19 protein-coding genes and 1 riboswitch are annotated in these 17,169 nt (G+C 42.8%); of the genes, 18 read left to right on the top strand and 1 reads right to left on the bottom strand.

What is annotated here, in order from left to right:
- The first annotated feature begins 70 nt into the window (after nt 1-70).
- From H8716_RS12450 to H8716_RS17890, 5 genes are all read left to right on the top strand, one after another.
- Complete coding sequence (locus H8716_RS12450) at nt 71-1,327, top strand: sensor histidine kinase (protein WP_249309246.1); 1,257 nt, start codon at nt 71-73, stop codon at nt 1,325-1,327.
- Nucleotides 1,327-2,016, top strand: coding sequence for a response regulator transcription factor (locus H8716_RS12455; RefSeq protein ID WP_249309247.1), 690 nt, complete (start codon nt 1,327-1,329; stop codon nt 2,014-2,016). Before H8716_RS12450 ends, H8716_RS12455 begins: the two co-directional genes overlap by 1 nt.
- A gap of 131 nt (nt 2,017-2,147) precedes the next feature.
- On the top strand, nt 2,148-2,312 hold the full coding sequence (locus H8716_RS12460) for a hypothetical protein (protein WP_249309249.1): 165 nt from the start codon (nt 2,148-2,150) through the stop codon (nt 2,310-2,312).
- Nucleotides 2,313-3,008: 696 nt separating this feature from the next.
- Nucleotides 3,009-3,191: a helix-turn-helix domain-containing protein gene (locus tag H8716_RS12465; RefSeq protein WP_249309250.1), complete on the top strand. Its 183-nt coding sequence runs from the start codon at nt 3,009-3,011 to the stop codon at nt 3,189-3,191.
- A gap of 395 nt (nt 3,192-3,586) precedes the next feature.
- Nucleotides 3,587-3,811, top strand: a complete 225-nt coding sequence (locus H8716_RS17890; RefSeq protein WP_334299715.1) for a nitrous oxide-stimulated promoter family protein — start codon at nt 3,587-3,589, stop codon at nt 3,809-3,811.
- Here H8716_RS17890 and H8716_RS17750 read toward each other — a convergent pair.
- Complete coding sequence (locus H8716_RS17750; protein WP_330606615.1) at nt 3,722-4,636, bottom strand: DUF2877 domain-containing protein; 915 nt, start codon at nt 4,634-4,636, stop codon at nt 3,722-3,724. The genes H8716_RS17890 and H8716_RS17750 overlap by 90 nt on opposite strands.
- A 186-nt stretch (nt 4,637-4,822) precedes the next feature.
- Nucleotides 4,823-5,029: riboswitch (cobalamin riboswitch) on the top strand.
- Nucleotides 5,030-5,145: 116 nt separating this feature from the next.
- Here H8716_RS17750 and H8716_RS12480 point away from each other — a divergent pair.
- From H8716_RS12480 to H8716_RS12540, 13 genes are read left to right on the top strand one after another with little or no spacing between them, the layout of a single operon-like run.
- A complete protein-coding gene (locus tag H8716_RS12480) occupies nt 5,146-6,093 on the top strand; it encodes an L-lactate dehydrogenase (RefSeq protein WP_249309251.1) in 948 nt (315 codons plus the stop codon).
- A gap of 16 nt (nt 6,094-6,109) precedes the next feature.
- The gene (locus H8716_RS12485) at nt 6,110-6,913 is read left to right on the top strand and encodes a CoB--CoM heterodisulfide reductase iron-sulfur subunit B family protein (RefSeq protein WP_249309252.1); all 804 of its coding nucleotides are present in this window, start codon (nt 6,110-6,112) and stop codon (nt 6,911-6,913) included.
- A complete protein-coding gene (locus tag H8716_RS12490; protein WP_249309254.1) occupies nt 6,910-7,299 on the top strand; it encodes a 4Fe-4S dicluster domain-containing protein in 390 nt (129 codons plus the stop codon). The genes H8716_RS12485 and H8716_RS12490 overlap by 4 nt, the downstream gene beginning before the upstream one ends.
- A gap of 5 nt (nt 7,300-7,304) precedes the next feature.
- Nucleotides 7,305-9,293, top strand: a complete 1,989-nt coding sequence (locus H8716_RS12495; protein ID WP_249309256.1) for a CoB--CoM heterodisulfide reductase iron-sulfur subunit A family protein — start codon at nt 7,305-7,307, stop codon at nt 9,291-9,293.
- Nucleotides 9,284-9,727: a hydrogenase iron-sulfur subunit gene (locus H8716_RS12500; protein ID WP_249309257.1), complete on the top strand. Its 444-nt coding sequence runs from the start codon at nt 9,284-9,286 to the stop codon at nt 9,725-9,727. The genes H8716_RS12495 and H8716_RS12500 overlap by 10 nt, the downstream gene beginning before the upstream one ends.
- Nucleotides 9,715-10,689 carry a 4Fe-4S dicluster domain-containing protein gene (locus H8716_RS12505; RefSeq protein WP_249309258.1) on the top strand — a complete coding sequence of 325 codons (975 nt, stop codon included), beginning with the start codon at nt 9,715-9,717 and terminating at the stop codon, nt 10,687-10,689. The genes H8716_RS12500 and H8716_RS12505 overlap by 13 nt, the downstream gene beginning before the upstream one ends.
- 3 nt (nt 10,690-10,692) lie before the next feature.
- Nucleotides 10,693-11,733, top strand: coding sequence for a 4Fe-4S dicluster domain-containing protein (locus tag H8716_RS12510; protein ID WP_249309259.1), 1,041 nt, complete (start codon nt 10,693-10,695; stop codon nt 11,731-11,733).
- Nucleotides 11,733-12,587 carry an FAD/NAD(P)-binding protein gene (locus H8716_RS12515; RefSeq protein WP_249309261.1) on the top strand — a complete coding sequence of 285 codons (855 nt, stop codon included), beginning with the start codon at nt 11,733-11,735 and terminating at the stop codon, nt 12,585-12,587. Before H8716_RS12510 ends, H8716_RS12515 begins: the two co-directional genes overlap by 1 nt.
- A gap of 17 nt (nt 12,588-12,604) precedes the next feature.
- Nucleotides 12,605-13,279, top strand: coding sequence for a 4Fe-4S dicluster domain-containing protein (locus H8716_RS12520; protein ID WP_249309263.1), 675 nt, complete (start codon nt 12,605-12,607; stop codon nt 13,277-13,279).
- 14 nt (nt 13,280-13,293) lie between these two features.
- A complete protein-coding gene (locus H8716_RS12525) occupies nt 13,294-14,907 on the top strand; it encodes an FAD-dependent oxidoreductase (RefSeq protein WP_249309266.1) in 1,614 nt (537 codons plus the stop codon).
- Nucleotides 14,908-14,921: 14 nt separating this feature from the next.
- Nucleotides 14,922-15,764 (top strand): fumarate hydratase, encoded by an 843-nt coding sequence (locus tag H8716_RS12530; RefSeq protein ID WP_249309268.1) that lies wholly within the window; start codon nt 14,922-14,924, stop codon nt 15,762-15,764.
- Nucleotide 15,765: 1 nt separating this feature from the next.
- Nucleotides 15,766-16,329, top strand: a complete 564-nt coding sequence (locus tag H8716_RS12535; RefSeq protein WP_249309272.1) for a Fe-S-containing hydro-lyase — start codon at nt 15,766-15,768, stop codon at nt 16,327-16,329.
- A gap of 22 nt (nt 16,330-16,351) precedes the next feature.
- Complete coding sequence (locus H8716_RS12540; protein WP_408610893.1) at nt 16,352-17,044, top strand: YoaK family protein; 693 nt, start codon at nt 16,352-16,354, stop codon at nt 17,042-17,044.
- Nucleotides 17,045-17,169 lie beyond the last annotated feature (125 nt).

Genomic DNA, 17,169 nt, shown 5'->3' on the forward strand with positions numbered 1-17,169 from the left:
TTTTGTTTAGATGAATTCAAAGCTCCTTTATGGTATACTAAATTGAGGAATATCATAAGGGAGTTTTTTTATGAAGTTAAAGACACGATTATTTATAGCGTTTGCAGCAATTCTGATTATTCCGATTATGCTGATGACGATGGTCATGCTGACTGTGGGTAATCGCCAGTTTAAGGCATTGGAGCGGTATGCACAGAAGTATCAGACTTATCAGGAGCAGAATGAACTTGGTGTGGATGAGGAGCAGATAACAGAAGCACCTGCTCAGGACGGAGCGGAGCAGTCCTTGTTACTGCAAAGTGGCTATGGAGACGAGGATGTCCTGGCAGATGAGCTTACTGATGGATCTTCTGGGATCGTACCGGAGTTACGCAGCTTTTTATATGATATGGCAGCGATTATCATCATTATTCTTGTGGTGACGGCAGCGATCCTCATGCTGTGGATTTATGCAGGTATCAGTGTTCCATTGAATAAGCTTCGCAATGCCACACACAAGATCGCTGAAGGCAATCTGAACTTCACCATGGAAGTAACCGGAGACGATGAGATCAGTGATCTGTGCCGGGACTTTGAAGAGATGCGGAAGCGGCTTCTGGAGAGTACGGAGCAGAAGCTGGAGTATGACCAGGAGAGCAAGGAACTGATCAGCAATATTTCCCATGATCTGAAGACCCCATTGACTGCGATTAAGGGATATGTGGAAGGAATTATGGATGGAGTGGCGGATACTCCGGAGAAGATGGATCGCTATATCCGTACGATTTACAATAAGACCAATGATATGGACCGGCTGATCAATGAACTGAACTTTTATTCCAAGATTGAGGCAAATCGTATCCCATATACGTTTAACAAGATTAATGTGAAGGATTATTTTGAAGACTGTGTAGAAGAGATGGGAATTGAACTGGAGTCCAAGGGCTTTGCTTTTTCCTATACCAATGAAGTGGCTGACGATGTGGAAGTTATTGCAGATGCGGAACAGATTAAGAGAGTAATCAACAATATCGTCAGCAATTCAGTAAAATATATGGATAAGAGTGAGCCACGGATTGATATCCGGGTAAAAGATGTCGGGGATTTTGTACAGATAGAGATCGAGGACAATGGCCGGGGAATAGGAACGAAGGAATTGCCGAATATCTTTGAACGGTTTTACCGGGCGGATGCATCCAGACATTCTGCGGGAGGCAGTGGTATTGGACTGTCTATTGTGAAAAAGATTATCGAAGATCATGGCGGGAAGATCTGGGCCAGCAGTACGCTGGACAAGGGAACCGTTATGTACTTTGTATTAAGAAAATATCAGGAGGTGCTGCTCTGATGAGTAAGATTTTAATTGTAGAAGATGAAGAAAGTATTGCGGAACTGGAGAAGGATTATCTGGAACTCAGTGGATTTCAGGTAGAGACAGAAAAGCAGGGAGATACTGGTCTGAAGCGGGCGTTGGAAGAAGACTTTGATCTGGTGATTCTGGATCTGATGCTTCCGGGAGTGGATGGATTCGAGATCTGCAAAAAGGTAAGAGAGACCAAGAATATTCCAATTCTCATGGTATCCGCCAAGAAAGATGATATTGATAAGATCCGTGGTCTGGGTATGGGAGCAGATGACTACATGACTAAGCCGTTCAGCCCAAGTGAACTGGTAGCAAGAGTCAAGGCACATCTGGCACGTTACCAGAGGCTGGTGAATTCCAATGTGAAGGAAAATGATATTGTTGAGATCCGTGGTATCAAGATCGATAAGACTGCCAGAAGAGTCTGGATCAACGGAGAGGAGAAGAACTTTACCACCAAGGAATTTGATCTTCTGACTTTCCTTGCAGAGAATCCGAACCATGTATTCACCAAGGAAGAACTGTTCCGGGAGATCTGGGATATGGAATCCATCGGAGATATCGCAACGGTCACTGTGCATATCAAGAAGATCCGTGAGAAGATCGAATTTGATACTGCCAAGCCGCAGTATATAGAGACTATCTGGGGTGTGGGATATCGGTTTAAGGTGTAATTTGTGAATCAAAAAACTGTTTTTCATTGTATTTAAGCCATTCTTTAGCCTTTAAAGAGTGGCTTTTTTCTTTAAAAACTACCAAAATCGAAATTTATGTCGCGAACGCGTCAGGATGGAGGAATAACTTTATGAAGAAAGAATTGTACAAGGAGACCGGATACCCGGGAATTAAGCAGAGAATCAGCGATAACATGTACATCGTGACGATTGATCTGGGACGTCAGCTTCGTTTGAATAGAGTAATTTATAATGTTTGTCTTTCCTTGCGCAGGGAAAGCTATGGAATTACATAAACTATTTGAAATGTAACGAAAGGGGCAGCGTGTGTTAATTCTATATCGGTGGAACAATTGTTCAAGAACTCAAAAAATCGAATGGAAAAGCGTTACCTTTTTGAAGGTTGTGTTTGAAATGAATACAGAGATATGATAAGATTTGAAATACGGAACCCATGACAGGGGTGGTAGCCTCCCGAGCTTAATGACCGGCTTGCCGGAATACATAGGAAGGGAGGTGTGTAGTTATGACATGTGCAGATATCATCTTGATATTCATCGGGATTATCGGCTTGCTGATATCCTTTGGTACATTAGTAATTGCGTTTCTGACCTTTCTCGATAATAAGAGAAATAGCAGAAGAAAATAAAAATGCCTTACCTGTCTGCCAACAGGTAAGGCGGCGCTCGTAAGAGTGCAATAACACCTTGCTTGGGAGCATCCACTTTTGGAATGGATACTTTCCGTTGAAAGGCATCTGTTACAGCAGATGTCTTTCTTTATTTAGAATATAACACAAGATAGAATAATATTCAACTTACGAAAACATATTTTTGTGAGTTGAATAATTTTTTGACTTGATATAGCATCCGGCAGGATTGCAGAGATGCGTAAAAGAAATATGTCATGCTTTGCATGACGCGCATCTCGCAGCAAGAATGCCGAGGCATTCTTGAAATGATAATCTGCTATTGATAGATGTGGTTATAATCATGGATGTTCAGAAAGAAGAAAAGTCACTTAGAGAAAGCATGAGTATGAACAGAAAAGAATTCTGCGAATACTTTGGCATCCCGTATTGTACAGTTACTGATTGGGAGTTTGGAAAAAGATCAATGCCAGACTACGTTTTCCGGCTTATGGAATACAAGGTAAGAGCTGAAAAAAGCTTGTAAAAGATCAGGATCAGGAGCCAGTACAGCGCTGCGATAATGCTCTGGTAAAGTGCAAAGTGGGGTGTTCTTCGGAAAGTATACTATCCTCATTTGTACTTGAAAAAGGGAAATAATACAGACGCTTGCGGAGCACTTTCTGAAAAACGTGAAATTTGATGAAAATTCTGGTAGTTTTTAAAAACTACTGCAAAAACTACCAAAGGACCTACAAAAACAAAAAAGGTTAAAGAGTCGATTAGAAAAATATAAAAGGAAAAAAGCGGAATTCTTCCCATAAATAAAGGGGTTTTCCAAGGAAAAATATGGTAAAAAGAGGGATTCCGGGGTGGTCCGAACGGGATATCGGTTTAAGGTGTAATTCGTGAAAGACACGGCGGAATAAAAGACTGGAAAATATGAATAAAACAGAACGAAAACGTATCAGAGAACAACAGGTAGTAGAGAAAATGACTTCTCTGTACTGCAGAAAAAATCACAGAAAGAATGATAATGGGCAGATGAGAGAAGAGATTCGGAAAGTTATGCGATTTTCAGGACTGAGAAGGCTGTTGTATTATCCGGGAATGACTGTCTGGCATCTGGCTTGCAACATTCGGGAAAGAAGCATAGATCCCACATAAGGTATCGATACCTGAGGAATGCCCAATGCCAGAGAATGCTTGATAAATCTGTTCGGCAGTGATCTCCGAACTCAGCAGCAGATGTATTGGGATGCTGAATTGACCAAGTGCAGCACAGTGCAGAAAAGCAGCACTGATCTCATTAGTACGGTTCAGATGTGAGCAGATCTTTTTCTCAAGAATCTGCCGGAAGTTATCAGATTTAACCGTAAGAATTTGAGATGACACAGATGAAGACATCCGCAGCCCTGCAAGGAATCCACACAGAAAGTCATCACCACTTGGAGTCAGCCCAATGCCAAGTCCGATCAGTCGACACAAAGTATCAGCCATTTTGGCAGAGTCACCAATTGCCTGACGGAATTGCAGCAGGATGGTTTGGACGGCGTTCATATAGAGTGATTCTTCCGCGAGATCCGGTTGATTCAAAATAAGCTCCACACCACGCATATGGGGTGGCAGATCTGAGTTTTCCGCCATGGCAATTGCCTGGCGGATTTTTTTATGCAGATTTTCTGTATAGACATGGGAAGATAGCTTTCTGGCAGAAAGAAAAAGATCCTGACGGGAAGTATGTTCTGTCTTTAATGTAACGGACAGTGTTTTACGGGCAGCAAAAGGCAATTCTGCCAGTTCCCCTTCCGTACAGGCCGTAATCATGCTGATGGGAGAAAGGACAGAACCGCGTGGCTGGAGGGTCAGCAACTGATTTCCTGCTTTCAGATTCACAGCTTTCCGATAAATGGAGTGAACGATGGGGGTAGCAGGTGTATGTTTCAAAATGTCAAATGCGTATTCAGACGCCTGTAAAATAGTAAGCTGCATAGGAGGACTCCTGTTTAAATTAAAAACTTTCGTATTTGTTCAGTACCTTCACAATGGTTCTGAACAGTTACAAACTTTCTATTATCATATCAGATGAAAATCATAATGAAAAGTCATGAAAAAAAGAAACAGAAAAATGAATTGACAAAAAAATAACAACAGTGTTATTATATTAACCATGGAAAACTTAATATATGCATACCAGGTGAAAGATAAGGATAGCTTCTTTACCTTTGCGAAAAAGAGGGAATCAGGTGAAAAGCCTGAACGAACTGGTCACTGTAAACAGGAAATATGCCTTTAGAATCCATTGCATAAAATCGAAATATGTGAGAAGGAAAAGGTACGTGATGATCTGTGAGTCAGGAAACCTGCCTGGTATGAGATGTGCTCCAGATACAGCATAAACATCAAAAGACTATGAGGAATTTCGATAACAGCTCATAGTCTGTTTGGGTATGCTTGTGTTTGCGAACACAGGCTTTTTTTTATTTCATAGGAGGAAGAATATGGGTAGTAAAATTACGATTATTGGAGCAGGCAGTGTGGGAGCGACGATTGCCTATACATTGTCAGGAGAGAACATTGCATCAGAGATTGTAATGATTGATATCAACAAGGAAAAGGTTCAGGGAGAAGTCATGGACATTGAACAGGGAACCTGTTTCAGAGATCCGATTTCAATTGTATGTGGAGACTATGAAGATGCAAAGGATTCTGATATTGTGATCATCACTTCTGGAATTGCCAGAAAACCAGGTCAGACGAGAATCGAACTGACCCAGACCAATGTGAACATCTTAAAGAGTATTACACCGGAGATTGTAAAAGCAGCGCCAAATGCGATCTATATTATCGTAAGTAATCCGGTAGATATCATGACCTATGTGTTTACAAAAATATCAGGACTTCCGGAAAGACAGATTATAGGTTCCGGTACTATTCTGGATACTGCAAGACTGAAATTTGCGTTATCAGATCATTTTGGTGTTGCACAGAAAAATATACATGCCTATGTATTTGGAGAGCATGGAGACAGTTCCTTCATTCCGTGGTCAGGAGCATATATCTCCGGCGTCAGTGTAGATGAATTTTACGAGCTTATGAAAGCCCGTGGAAAAGATATTGAGGCAGTGGATAAGGAAGCGATGCTGACCTATGTACAGAAGTCAGGCGGAAAAATTATTGCAAATAAAGGTGCAACTTTTTATGCAGTTTCCAGATCAGTCTGTCAAATCTGTGCCAGAGTAGCAGCTTCTTCGGATTCTATTGCAACCGTATCATCTATGATGCACGGTGAGTATGGAATTGAAGATGTATGTCTGAGTACACTTACGATCCTTGGACCAAATGGAATTCAGGGAAAACTTCCGATGCGAATGAAAAAAGAAGAGATTGAAAAACTGAAAGCCAGTGCAGATACACTGAAGTCAGTAATTGCGCAGATTGAGTGGTAGAAAGGAAGAGAATCTTATGAAGTACAGCTATTTTCCAGGATGTACATTAAGAACAAATGCAAAGATGCTGGATGCATACGGAAGAGCATCCGCATTGTCACTTGGTTTTGAACTGGAAGAAATTGACAACTGGCAGTGCTGCGGAGGAGTATATCCTTTGGGGACAGATGAGATTGCAACAAAACTGTCATCCGTCAGGGCACTGAATGATGCAAAAGAAAAAGGACAGGATCTTGTTACATTATGTTCTGCCTGTCATCATGTCATCAAACGTGTCAATGATGATATGAAAAATGTGGAAGATATTCGCACCAGAGCCAATAACTATATGCAGCTTGAAACTCCTTATGCAGGAGAAACAACAGTGCTTCATTATCTGGAAGTGCTTCGTGACCGGGTGGGATTTGACAGACTAAAAGAAAAAGTCGTAAATCCGCTGACAGGTAAGAAGATCGGTGCTTATTATGGGTGTCTGCTTCTCAGACCGGGAAAGATCATGGGATTTGATAATCCGGAAAACCCTTCTGTTTTAGAAGATTTTATTCGTGCTATCGGGGCAGAACCGGTTGTGTACCCATATCGAAATGAATGTTGTGGAGGGTATATTTCTCTGAAAGAAAAAGATATGACTCAGAACATGTGCAACAAAATCTGTGACAGTGCAGCAGGATTTGGAGCAGATATGCTGATTACTGCCTGTCCATTGTGTTTGTACAATCTGAATAAGAATGGAAAACTTCCGATACATTACTTTACAGAGCTTCTGGCAGAAGCTCTCGGAGTAAAAGAAGAAGTGGACAGGGAGGTGGAGAAACAGTGATAAATGAAAAGAAACAGGCAGAACAAATAAAAGAAATCAGTGGAGTGAATCCGCTGAAATGCATGAAATGTGGAAAATGTTCTGCGTCCTGTCCGGCATTTAACGAGATGGATATCAAACCACATCAGTTTGTGTCCTATGTGGTAAATGAAGATATCGAGTCACTGGTTAATTCCAAATCTCTCTGGAAATGTCTGTCTTGTTTTGCCTGTGTAGAGCGTTGTCCAAGAGATGTCAAACCTGGAAAACTGATTGATGCAGCAAGGCAGCTTGTAGTTCGCCAGAGAGAACAGAGCCATCTTTCACCAGATGAGATTCCGGAACTTTTGGATCCGGATCTTCCACAGCAGTTGTTAGTCAGTGCATTCAGAAGATACAGGAGATAAGATCGATGCAGAGAATTGGAGTATTTGTCTGTCATTGCGGAAGTAATATTGCCGCGACAGTCGATGTGAAAAAAGTAGTGGAAATGGCTATGATGGAGCCAGGCGTTGTTCATGCAGAAGATTATCAGTATATGTGTTCAGAAGCAGGACAGGCATTAATTGCAAAAGCCATCAAAGAAAAGAATCTCACAGGAATGGTAATATGTTCCTGTTCCCCGCGTATGCATGAAACCACATTCCGTAAAGCAGCAGAGCGTGCCGGACTGAATCCATACATGGTAGAAATTGCGAATATTCGTGAACATGTTTCCTGGATTCACAAAGATATGGAAAAGGCTACGAAAAAAGCAGTGATCCTTATGAGAGCTGCCGTAGCAAAAGTAAATTTAAATACACCGTTGCAGCCTGGTGAAAGCCGTGTTACCAAACGTGCACTGGTTATCGGAGGAGGTATTGCGGGAATTCAGACAGCATTGGATATTGCTGATGCAGGATATGAGGTAGATATTGTAGAAAAAACACCAAGTATTGGCGGAAGAATGTCTCAGCTGGATAAAACGTTCCCGACACTGGACTGTTCTGCATGTATTCTGACACCAAAGATGGTAGAAGCTGCAGCCCATGAGAAAATTACGATTTATACCTATAGTGAAGTGGAAAAAGTATCCGGTTTCGTAGGTGATTTTACAGTAGATATCCGTAAAAAGGCCAGAAGCGTAGATATGAATAAATGTACCGGCTGCGGAGTCTGTCAGGAAAAATGTCCTTCCAAAAAGACGCCGAATGAATTTAACCGTGGCTTAAATAACAGAAGTGCTATATACACACCATTTGCACAGGCTATTCCAAATGTTCCGGTCATTGACCGTGAAGCATGTATCAAGTTTAAGACCGGTAAATGTGGCGCATGTGCAAAGGTATGTCAGGCAGGAGCTATCGATTACGATCAGAAGGACGAAATCGTAACAGAAAAATATGGCGCAATTGTAGTGGCAACAGGGTTTGATACCATCAAACTGGATCAGTACGATGAATACGCATACAATCAGAGTAAAGATGTGATTACCTCTCTGGAACTGGAACGTATCATGAATGCTGCGGGACCTACTAAAGGACACCTTGAACGTCTTTCTGATGGAAAAGCACCAAAAGAGATGGTATTTATTCAGTGTGTGGGAAGCCGATGCGCAGATGACAGAGGAAAGAGTTACTGCTCTAAAATCTGCTGTATGTATACTGCAAAACATGCCATGCTGATCCGTGATAAATATCCGGATGTCAACGTAACTGTATTTTATATAGATGTGCGTACACCAGGAAAGAACTTTGATGAGTTCTACAGAAGAGCGGTAGAGCAGTATGGTGTGAATTATATCAAAGGTCAGGTTGGAAAAGTTCTTCCACAGCCAGATGGAAAGCTTCTGGTGCAGGGTGTAGATCTTCTGGATAATAAGCAGATTCTGAAAGAAGCAGATATGGTAGTTCTTGCCACTGCAATTGAACCGAATCCGGATGTGCGCAAGATTGCGACCATGCTTACAGCAAGTATTGATACCAATAATTTCCTGACAGAAGCACATGCAAAACTCAGACCGGTAGAGTCTCCGACAGCAGGTATTTTCCTGTCTGGTGTATGCCAGGGACCTAAGGATATTCCGGAGACAGTAGCCCAGGCCGGTGCAGCAGCAGTCAAAGCGATTGGACTTCTGGCAAAGGACAAACTGATGACCAATCCTTGTACGGCTCAGTCTGATGAACTTTTGTGTAATGGATGCTCCACCTGTGCGAATGTTTGCCCTTACGGAGCAATTACATATGAAGTAAAACAGGTAAATGACCACGGTATTCGTGAAGAACGCCGCATCGCAGTAGTAAACAGTGCACTGTGTCAGGGATGCGGAGCATGTACCGTTGCCTGCCCGTCCGGAGCCATGGACCTGCAGGGATTCTCAAACAGACAGATTATCGCGGAGGTAGATGCAATATGTCGATAGAAGAAAAAGAAGAATTCAGACCGAAAATCGTAGCATTCTGCTGTAACTGGTGCAGTTATGCAGGTGCCGATCTTGCCGGAAGCAGCCGTCTTTCTTATCCGGCAGATGTAAAAATCATTCGTGTCCCATGCTCCTGCCGTGTGAATCCAATGTTTATTCTGAGAGCATTTGAAAAGGGCGCTGACGGAGTGATCCTGTGTGGATGTCATCCGGGAGACTGCCATTACAGCACTGGTAATTTCTACGCAAGAAGACGTATGACTCTGTTGTTCTCCATGCTGGATTATATCGGTGTGGAAAATGGACGTACCCGTGTAGAATGGGTATCCGCAGCAGAGGGTGTGAAGTTTTCCCAGACAATGAATGAATTTGTAGAAAAAGTTCGTTCACTGGGTAAAAATGTGAGATTGGAGGATTTAAGATGCAGGCAATAATAAATCGTGCAAAAGAATTACTGGCTGACGGAACCGTTGCCCGTGTTCTTGGATGGAAAGCCGGAGACCTGCCTTATAATCCGGAACCGGCTTATTTTGAGACAGAAGAATCCCTGAAGGATTTTGTATACAACGGATTTTGCGGTGCAAATTTAAGCAAATATATGATAGAAGCTTCCAAACTGGAAGGAAAGACAATGGTTTGTCTGAAACCATGTGATACATACAGCTTTAATCAACTGATCAAAGAACATCGTGTGGACAGAGAAAAAGCCTATATTATCGGTGTGGGATGTAAAGGAAAGCTGGATATTGAAAAAATCAGAAAAATGGGTATCAAGGGAATCGAAAGCATTTCCGGTGCCGAACTTACAGAAGACGCAGATACATTGACCATTCAGACCCTTTATGGTGAAAAAACATGTGCCTATGCAGACGCCATGCTGGAAAGATGCCATGTCTGTAAAGGAAAGGAACATAAAATCTATGATGAGCTGATTGGCGAATCAAAGGACACAAAGGATGCAGACCGTTTCGAAGAAGTGAAACGGATTGAGGCAATGAGTCCGGAAGAAAAATTTGCATTTTTCCAGAGTGAGCTGAGCAAATGTATCCGCTGTAATGCCTGCAGAAATGTTTGTCCGGCATGTAGCTGCCGAAAATGTGTATTTGACAGTAATAAGTTTGACAGTTCACAGAAAGCAAATGCAGACTCTTTTGAAGAAAAGATGTTCCATATTATTCGCGCTTTCCACGTTGCAGGAAGATGTACAGACTGCGGAGAATGCAGCAGAGTCTGTCCGCAGGGAATTCCACTGCATCTGTTTAATCGAAAGTTTATCAAAGACATTGATGAACTGTACGGAGAATATCAGGCCGGAGAGGATACCACATCAAAAGCTCCGCTGACAAGTTATACATTTGAGGATGCAGAACCGAGTATCGTAGGAAAGAGGGGATAATGTATGTATAAGATCGCAAAAGAAAATCTGTCCGCATTATTCCGTAAGATTGCGGCCAGCCAGGAACTTTACCTGCCGGTAAAAGTAAGTGATCAGGTAAATTTCAGAGTGTGGAGTGAAGATGCACAGGTGGATCTGAATACTCTGAAAACAGTAAAATCACCAAAAGATGCCTTTTTTCCGCAGTGTGAGAATCTTTACAGCGTAAAAAAAGAAGGCAGAAAATTATCTGTGGAACCAGGAACTTTGAAAGAAGCAGATTTCGTCGTATTTGGTATGAAAGCCTGTGATGTACAGGGTATAAAAGTGCTGGATAAAGTATTTCTGGCAGACCCTGTAGACACCTATTATGCAGCCAGAAGAGAACATGGAACCATTGTTGCCATGGCATGTCATGAACCGGAAGAATCCTGCTTCTGTAAAGTATTTGGTATCGACTGTGCGGATCCGGCATCAGATGTCGCTGTATGGATGACAGAAAAAGAACTGTACTGGAAACCACTGACAGAAAAAGGACAGACACTGACAGAAAGTGTAAAAGAACTTCTGGAGAGAGCTGATCAGAAAGACGAAGAAACCATAGAAGAAGAAAAAACAAAAATCCGCAGTATTGTAGAAAAGCTTCCATACTCCGGACTTTCCATGGAAGGATGGAATGGGGATGCACTGACCGAGAGATTTAATTCTGCGGTATGGGAAGAGTTGTATAAACCATGTCTGGCCTGTGGAACCTGTACATTCGTATGTCCGACCTGCCAGTGTTACGATATCAAAGATTACGATACCGGTCATGGCATACAGCGGTATCGCTGCTGGGATTCCTGTATGTATTCTGATTTTACCATGATGGCACACGGCAATAACCGTACCAGTCAGATGCAGAGATTCCGTCAGAGATTTATGCACAAACTGGTATATTTCCCAGCAAACAACGATGGCATGTATTCCTGTGTGGGATGTGGCCGTTGTGTGGAAAAATGCCCGGCATCTTTAAATATTGTGAAGGTAGTAAAAGCATTTCAGAAGGCGGGAGGTGAAAAATAATGAGCGAATGTACCTGTCATAAAAATTACACGCTGGATACCTTGATTCCTAAAGTAGGAGTGATTACCGATATCCGCGAAGAGACTCCGGATGTAAAAACATTTCGTGTCAATGCACCGGAAGGAGGAAAACTGTTCGATCATATGCCTGGTCAGTGTGCCATGCTTTGTGCACCGGGGATCAGTGAAGGAATGTTCTCCATTACGTCTTCACCGACCAATAAAGAATATCAGGAATTCAGTATCAAAAAATGTGGTATGCTTACGGAATACCTTCACAGCCTGGAGGTAGGAGACGAGATTACAGTAAGAGGACCTTACGGTAATCATTTTCCGGTGGAAACAGAACTGAAAGGAAAAAATCTTCTGTTTATTGCCGGTGGTATCGGTCTTGCACCGCTGCGTTCCGTGATCAATTACGTACTGGATAACCGTGATGATTATGGTACCGTAGATATCGTATACGGTTCAAGGTCCGCAGATGATCTGGTTCAGTTAAAAGAAATCCAGGAGGTCTGGATGAAAACAGAGGGCGTCAATGTATATCTGACCATTGACCGTGAACAGGAAGGCTGGGACGGTCATGTGGGATTCGTGCCGAATTACGTAAAAGAACTGGGATTTGACACAGACAAGACAGCGCTTCTCTGTGGACCGCCTATTATGATCAAATTTGTTCTGGCAGGACTTCAGGAACTTGGATTTACCCATGAACAGGTATATACTACTCTGGAGCTGCGTATGAAGTGCGGAGTTGGAAAATGTGGACGATGCAATATCGGTTCCAAATATGTCTGTAAAGACGGTCCGGTGTTCCGTTATGATGAAATAGAAGAATTACCTAATGAGTACTAGGAAAGGAAGTTACCAATATGGAAAACATGGTGAATGTATATTTTTTCGGTAAAAAATACAGTGTACCTTCAGAACTGACAATCATGACGGCCATGGAATATGCCGGATATACTCTGAAAAGAGGATGTGGCTGCCGTCACGGATTTTGTGGTGCCTGTGCAACCATTTACAGAATTAAGGGACAGAATGAGCTGAAAACCTGTCTGGCCTGTCAGACACAGGTTCAGGAAGGAATGTATGTGGCAAGTATCCCATTCTTCCCAACCGATAAAAGAACCTATAACATTAATGAAATCCAGGCAAAACAGCAGATTATGATGGAATTGTATCCGGAAATATACAGCTGTATCGGATGTAATGCCTGTACAAAAGCATGTACTCAGAATCTGAATGTTATGCAGTATATTGCATATGCTCAGAGAGGCGAATTTGAAAAATGTGCAGAAGAATCTTTTGACTGTGTAGGCTGTGGATGCTGCAGTGTAAGATGTCCTGCAGGTATTTCTCATCCAATGGTAGGACTTCTGGCAAGACGTCTTACCGGAAAATATATTGCTCCTGAGGCAAAGCATCTTACAGAGAGAGTAGAAGAGATCCACGAAGGTAAGTATGATGAACTGATTGAACAGATCATGCAGAAGCCGCTTACGGAAATGCAGGAACTTTATAATAACAGAGATATTGAGAAATAGGGAGGGCATGAAAGATGTATGCACCATATCCAGAAAATATGATGGAATCGGTCAAAAAGGTAGAAGCAACCAGAGAGAAACGTATGGGGACAGAACCGAGACGTCTGTCTGCTGAGGAAAAAGATGCGCTTCTGAAAGAGTTCCATCCGGATTATAATCCAGATGCATTTGCAGAGATTAAAGTGGGACCGAATAAAGGTCAGAAGGCTCCATTGGAGCTGGCAGATATGCTTCATTCTACAAGCCGTCTTATGAAGGAAAAGATTGACCTTACCAAAATTGATTATGATGTAGATATACTGATCATTGGTGGTGGCGGGGCAGGTTCTTCCTGTGCAATTGAGGCACATAATGCCGGTGCAGATGTTATGATCGTAACAAAGCTTCGTATCGGTGATGCCAATACCATGATGGCAGAAGGAGGAATCCAGGCAGCAGATAAAGAAAACGATTCCCCTGTACAGCATTATCTGGATTGCTTCGGAGGCGGCCATTTTGCAGCCAAACCAGAACTGGTAAAGAGACTGGTTATGGAAGCTCCGGATGCAATCAAATGGCTGAACGAACTTGGGGTTGAGTTCGATAAGGAAGAAGACGGAAGAATGGTAACCACACACGGTGGTGGTACTTCGAGAAAGAGAATGCATGCTGCCAAGGATTATTCCGGCGCAGAGATTATGCGTACTATAAGAGATGAAGTGATAAATCTGGGCATTCCGGTAGTAGAATTTACTTCAGCCGTAGAACTTCTGAAAGATGAGAAGGGACAAGTGGCAGGAGCCGTTCTTCTAAATATGGAAACCGGTGATTATTCCGTTGCGAGAGCCAAAACAGTTGTCATTGCAACTGGTGGTGCAGGAAGAATGCATTATCAGGGATTCCCGACATCCAATCATTACGGTGCGACCGCAGATGGACTTGTTCTGGGATACCGTGCAGGAGCATCTCTTCTTTATCAGGATTCCATTCAGTACCATCCGACAGGAGCAGTATATCCATCTCAGATTCTTGGAGCATTGGTAACGGAAAAAGTCCGTTCCGTTGGAGCACAGCTGGTAAATGCAGAGGGTGAAGCTTATATTCATCCACTGGAGACACGTGACGTGAATGCATCCGGTGTTATCCGGGAGTGCAGAGAAGGACGTGGAGTAGAAGTACCGGGAGGACAGCAGGGAGTATGGCTGGATACGCCTATGATTGAACTGATTGGCGGCGAAGGTACCATTGAAAAGAGAATTCCGGCAATGTTCCGTATGTATATGAACTATGGCATCGACATGAGAAAGGTCCCAATCGTCATTTATCCGACACTTCATTATCAGAATGGCGGACTGGAAATCGACGGGGACGGATTCACAAAAGAAATCCCAAACCTTTTAGTTGCCGGTGAAGCAGCAGGAGGAATCCACGGAAGAAACAGACTGATGGGTAACTCTCTTCTGGATGTCATCGTATTTGGCCGAAATGCAGGTAAAAAAGCAGCTGCCAAATGTAAAGAGATCAACCTGGGAGAACCGAATCTGAATCATATTTATGCATACGATGAAGAATTAAAGAAAGCAGGCGTAGAGACTGGAGAAGTTTCACCGCTTCTGCTTCCTCATTATGCAAGACACGAACAGCGGTAAAGGAGGAAATTCCAATGCGTGAGATAGAAGTAAGACAGATTACGGATGTGGTGGAACGGCTTTGTATGGAAGCCAATGAACACCTTCCGGAAGACGTAAAATGTGCAATTAAGAATTGCCGTGCATGTGAAGACGGAGAAATCGCAAAAGGTGTTCTGGATAACATTATCGAAAACTTTGAAATTGCAAATAATGAATGTGTTCCAATCTGTCAGGATACAGGAATGGCATGTGTATTTCTGGAAATCGGACAGGATGTACATCTGACAGGAGGCAATCTGACAGATGCAGTCAACGAAGGTGTCCGCCGTGGATACGACAAAGGATATTTGAGAAAATCCGTTGTAAAAGATCCGGTACGCCGTGGAAATACGGGAGATAATACACCGGCCATGATTTATACAGAAATTGTGCCGGGTGAAAATATTAAAATCACGGTCGGACCAAAAGGATTCGGAAGTGAGAATATGAGCCAGATTCGTATGTTTAAGCCGTCAGCAGGTCTGCAGGGAATCAAAGATTTTATCCTGGAAGTAGTAGAAACTGCCGGACCGAATCCATGTCCGCCTATGGTAGTTGGTGTGGGAATCGGCGGAACCTTTGATAAAGCAGCGCTTTTGGCGAAAAAAGCACTGATGAGACCGGTAGATTCTGCCAATCCTGATCCGTTCTATGCAGATCTGGAGAAAGAGATGCTGGAAAAGGTGAATAAGCTGGGCATCGGACCACAGGGATTTGGTGGAAAGACGACTGCAATCGGACTGAACATTGAGACTATGCCAACGCATATTGCAGGTATGCCATGTGCAGTCAATATTAACTGTCATGTAACCCGTCATAAATCGGAGGTGATCTAAGATGGAAAGAAGAAAAATTACGCTCCCACTGACAAGAGAACTGGCCAAAACACTTCATGCAGGAGATCAAGTACTGGTAACGGGAACGATTTATACATCCAGAGATGCCGGTCATAAAAGAATGTGCGAGGCACTGGCAAGAGGAGAGAAGATCCCATTCGATCCGACGGATGCTACCATCTATTATGTAGGACCGACTCCTGCAAAACCGGGGCAGGTTATCGGATCAGCAGGCCCGACAACCAGCGGACGTATGGATGCATATGCGCCAACCATGATGTCTGTGGGGGCAAGGGGAATGATCGGAAAAGGGGCACGTCTTCCGGAAGTAGTAGAAGCAATGAAGAAATACGATGGTGTATACTTTGGAGCAATCGGAGGAGCAGGTGCACTTCTTGCAAAATGTGTCAAAAAAGCAGAACTGATCGCATATGAAGATCTGGGAGCAGAGGCACTGAGAAAACTGTATGTAGAAGATATGCCGCTGGTAGTCATTATCGACAGCGAAGGAAACAATCTGTATGAAAGCGGGCGGGCAGAATATCTCAGACAGCATAATGAATAATGGAAAATGAGGTATGGATTTTATGGAAGAAACGAGGCATAGGCTCCGCCTTCCTCAAAATCAGATGTCGGAAGCATTTATAAACAATGCGGTTCTGGCACTGTCCGGTGGATTTCAGGATGCATATACCTATAATACCAGAGAAGGAGTTTTCTCAAATGCGCAGACAGGGAATGTGGTATTGATGAGTCAGTCTTTTATGTCAGGAGAATGGATGACCATGCTGCATTATTTGATACCTGTCATAGCATTTGTTCTGGGGGTGCTGGTTACGGAGCAGATACAGCATCGTTATAAATATGCAAAACGAATACACTGGAGACAGAAAATTTTGTTAATCGAAGTTCTGACCCTTTTTATAGTCGGGTTTATTCCGGAAGAGTATAATATTGTGGCAACCGTACTGGTATCTTTCACCTGTGCCATGCAGGTGCAGGGATTCCGAAAAGTAGGTGGATATGCCTACGCAAGTACCATGTGTATCGGAAATCTGCGAAGTGGCGTGGATGCATTGTCCGTTTATATGCGGGAGAAAAAACCGGAACAGTTAAAAAAGAGTATTCATTATTTTGCAATTATTCTTATGTTTGCACTTGGCGCAGGTACAGGAGGGAATTTATCAGTAAAATATGGAATATCTGTAATATGGATAAGTTGTCTCCTGTTAATGTTCAGTTACTTACTGATGTCGCTGGAAAAACTGAAACAGATTTAAAAAGTTGAATGATCAGATGAAAAGATACTTTTCATCTAATTAGAGATGTAATATAGTAGACAAAAATAAAATCCAAGAAGACTGTGGGAACAATGCTGTTCTTTACAGTCTTTTTGTTTTTTACA

This window comes from Jingyaoa shaoxingensis, assembly GCF_014385005.1.
Classification (GTDB): domain Bacteria; phylum Bacillota; class Clostridia; order Lachnospirales; family Lachnospiraceae; genus Marvinbryantia; species Marvinbryantia shaoxingensis.

Coding starts and splice junctions, on each gene's coding strand:
- H8716_RS12450 (WP_249309246.1), top strand. CDS start 71: ATGAAGTTAAAGACACGATTATTTATAGCGTTTGCAGCAATTCTGATT.
- H8716_RS12455 (WP_249309247.1), top strand. CDS start 1,327: ATGAGTAAGATTTTAATTGTAGAAGATGAAGAAAGTATTGCGGAACTG.
- H8716_RS12460 (WP_249309249.1), top strand. CDS start 2,148: ATGAAGAAAGAATTGTACAAGGAGACCGGATACCCGGGAATTAAGCAG.
- H8716_RS12465 (WP_249309250.1), top strand. CDS start 3,009: ATGGATGTTCAGAAAGAAGAAAAGTCACTTAGAGAAAGCATGAGTATG.
- H8716_RS17890 (WP_334299715.1), top strand. CDS start 3,587: ATGAATAAAACAGAACGAAAACGTATCAGAGAACAACAGGTAGTAGAG.
- H8716_RS17750 (WP_330606615.1), bottom strand. CDS start 4,636: ATGCAGCTTACTATTTTACAGGCGTCTGAATACGCATTTGACATTTTG.
- H8716_RS12480 (WP_249309251.1), top strand. CDS start 5,146: ATGGGTAGTAAAATTACGATTATTGGAGCAGGCAGTGTGGGAGCGACG.
- H8716_RS12485 (WP_249309252.1), top strand. CDS start 6,110: ATGAAGTACAGCTATTTTCCAGGATGTACATTAAGAACAAATGCAAAG.
- H8716_RS12495 (WP_249309256.1), top strand. CDS start 7,305: ATGCAGAGAATTGGAGTATTTGTCTGTCATTGCGGAAGTAATATTGCC.
- H8716_RS12500 (WP_249309257.1), top strand. CDS start 9,284: ATGTCGATAGAAGAAAAAGAAGAATTCAGACCGAAAATCGTAGCATTC.
- H8716_RS12505 (WP_249309258.1), top strand. CDS start 9,715: ATGCAGGCAATAATAAATCGTGCAAAAGAATTACTGGCTGACGGAACC.
- H8716_RS12510 (WP_249309259.1), top strand. CDS start 10,693: ATGTATAAGATCGCAAAAGAAAATCTGTCCGCATTATTCCGTAAGATT.
- H8716_RS12515 (WP_249309261.1), top strand. CDS start 11,733: ATGAGCGAATGTACCTGTCATAAAAATTACACGCTGGATACCTTGATT.
- H8716_RS12520 (WP_249309263.1), top strand. CDS start 12,605: ATGGAAAACATGGTGAATGTATATTTTTTCGGTAAAAAATACAGTGTA.
- H8716_RS12525 (WP_249309266.1), top strand. CDS start 13,294: ATGTATGCACCATATCCAGAAAATATGATGGAATCGGTCAAAAAGGTA.
- H8716_RS12530 (WP_249309268.1), top strand. CDS start 14,922: ATGCGTGAGATAGAAGTAAGACAGATTACGGATGTGGTGGAACGGCTT.
- H8716_RS12535 (WP_249309272.1), top strand. CDS start 15,766: ATGGAAAGAAGAAAAATTACGCTCCCACTGACAAGAGAACTGGCCAAA.
- H8716_RS12540 (WP_408610893.1), top strand. CDS start 16,352: ATGGAAGAAACGAGGCATAGGCTCCGCCTTCCTCAAAATCAGATGTCG.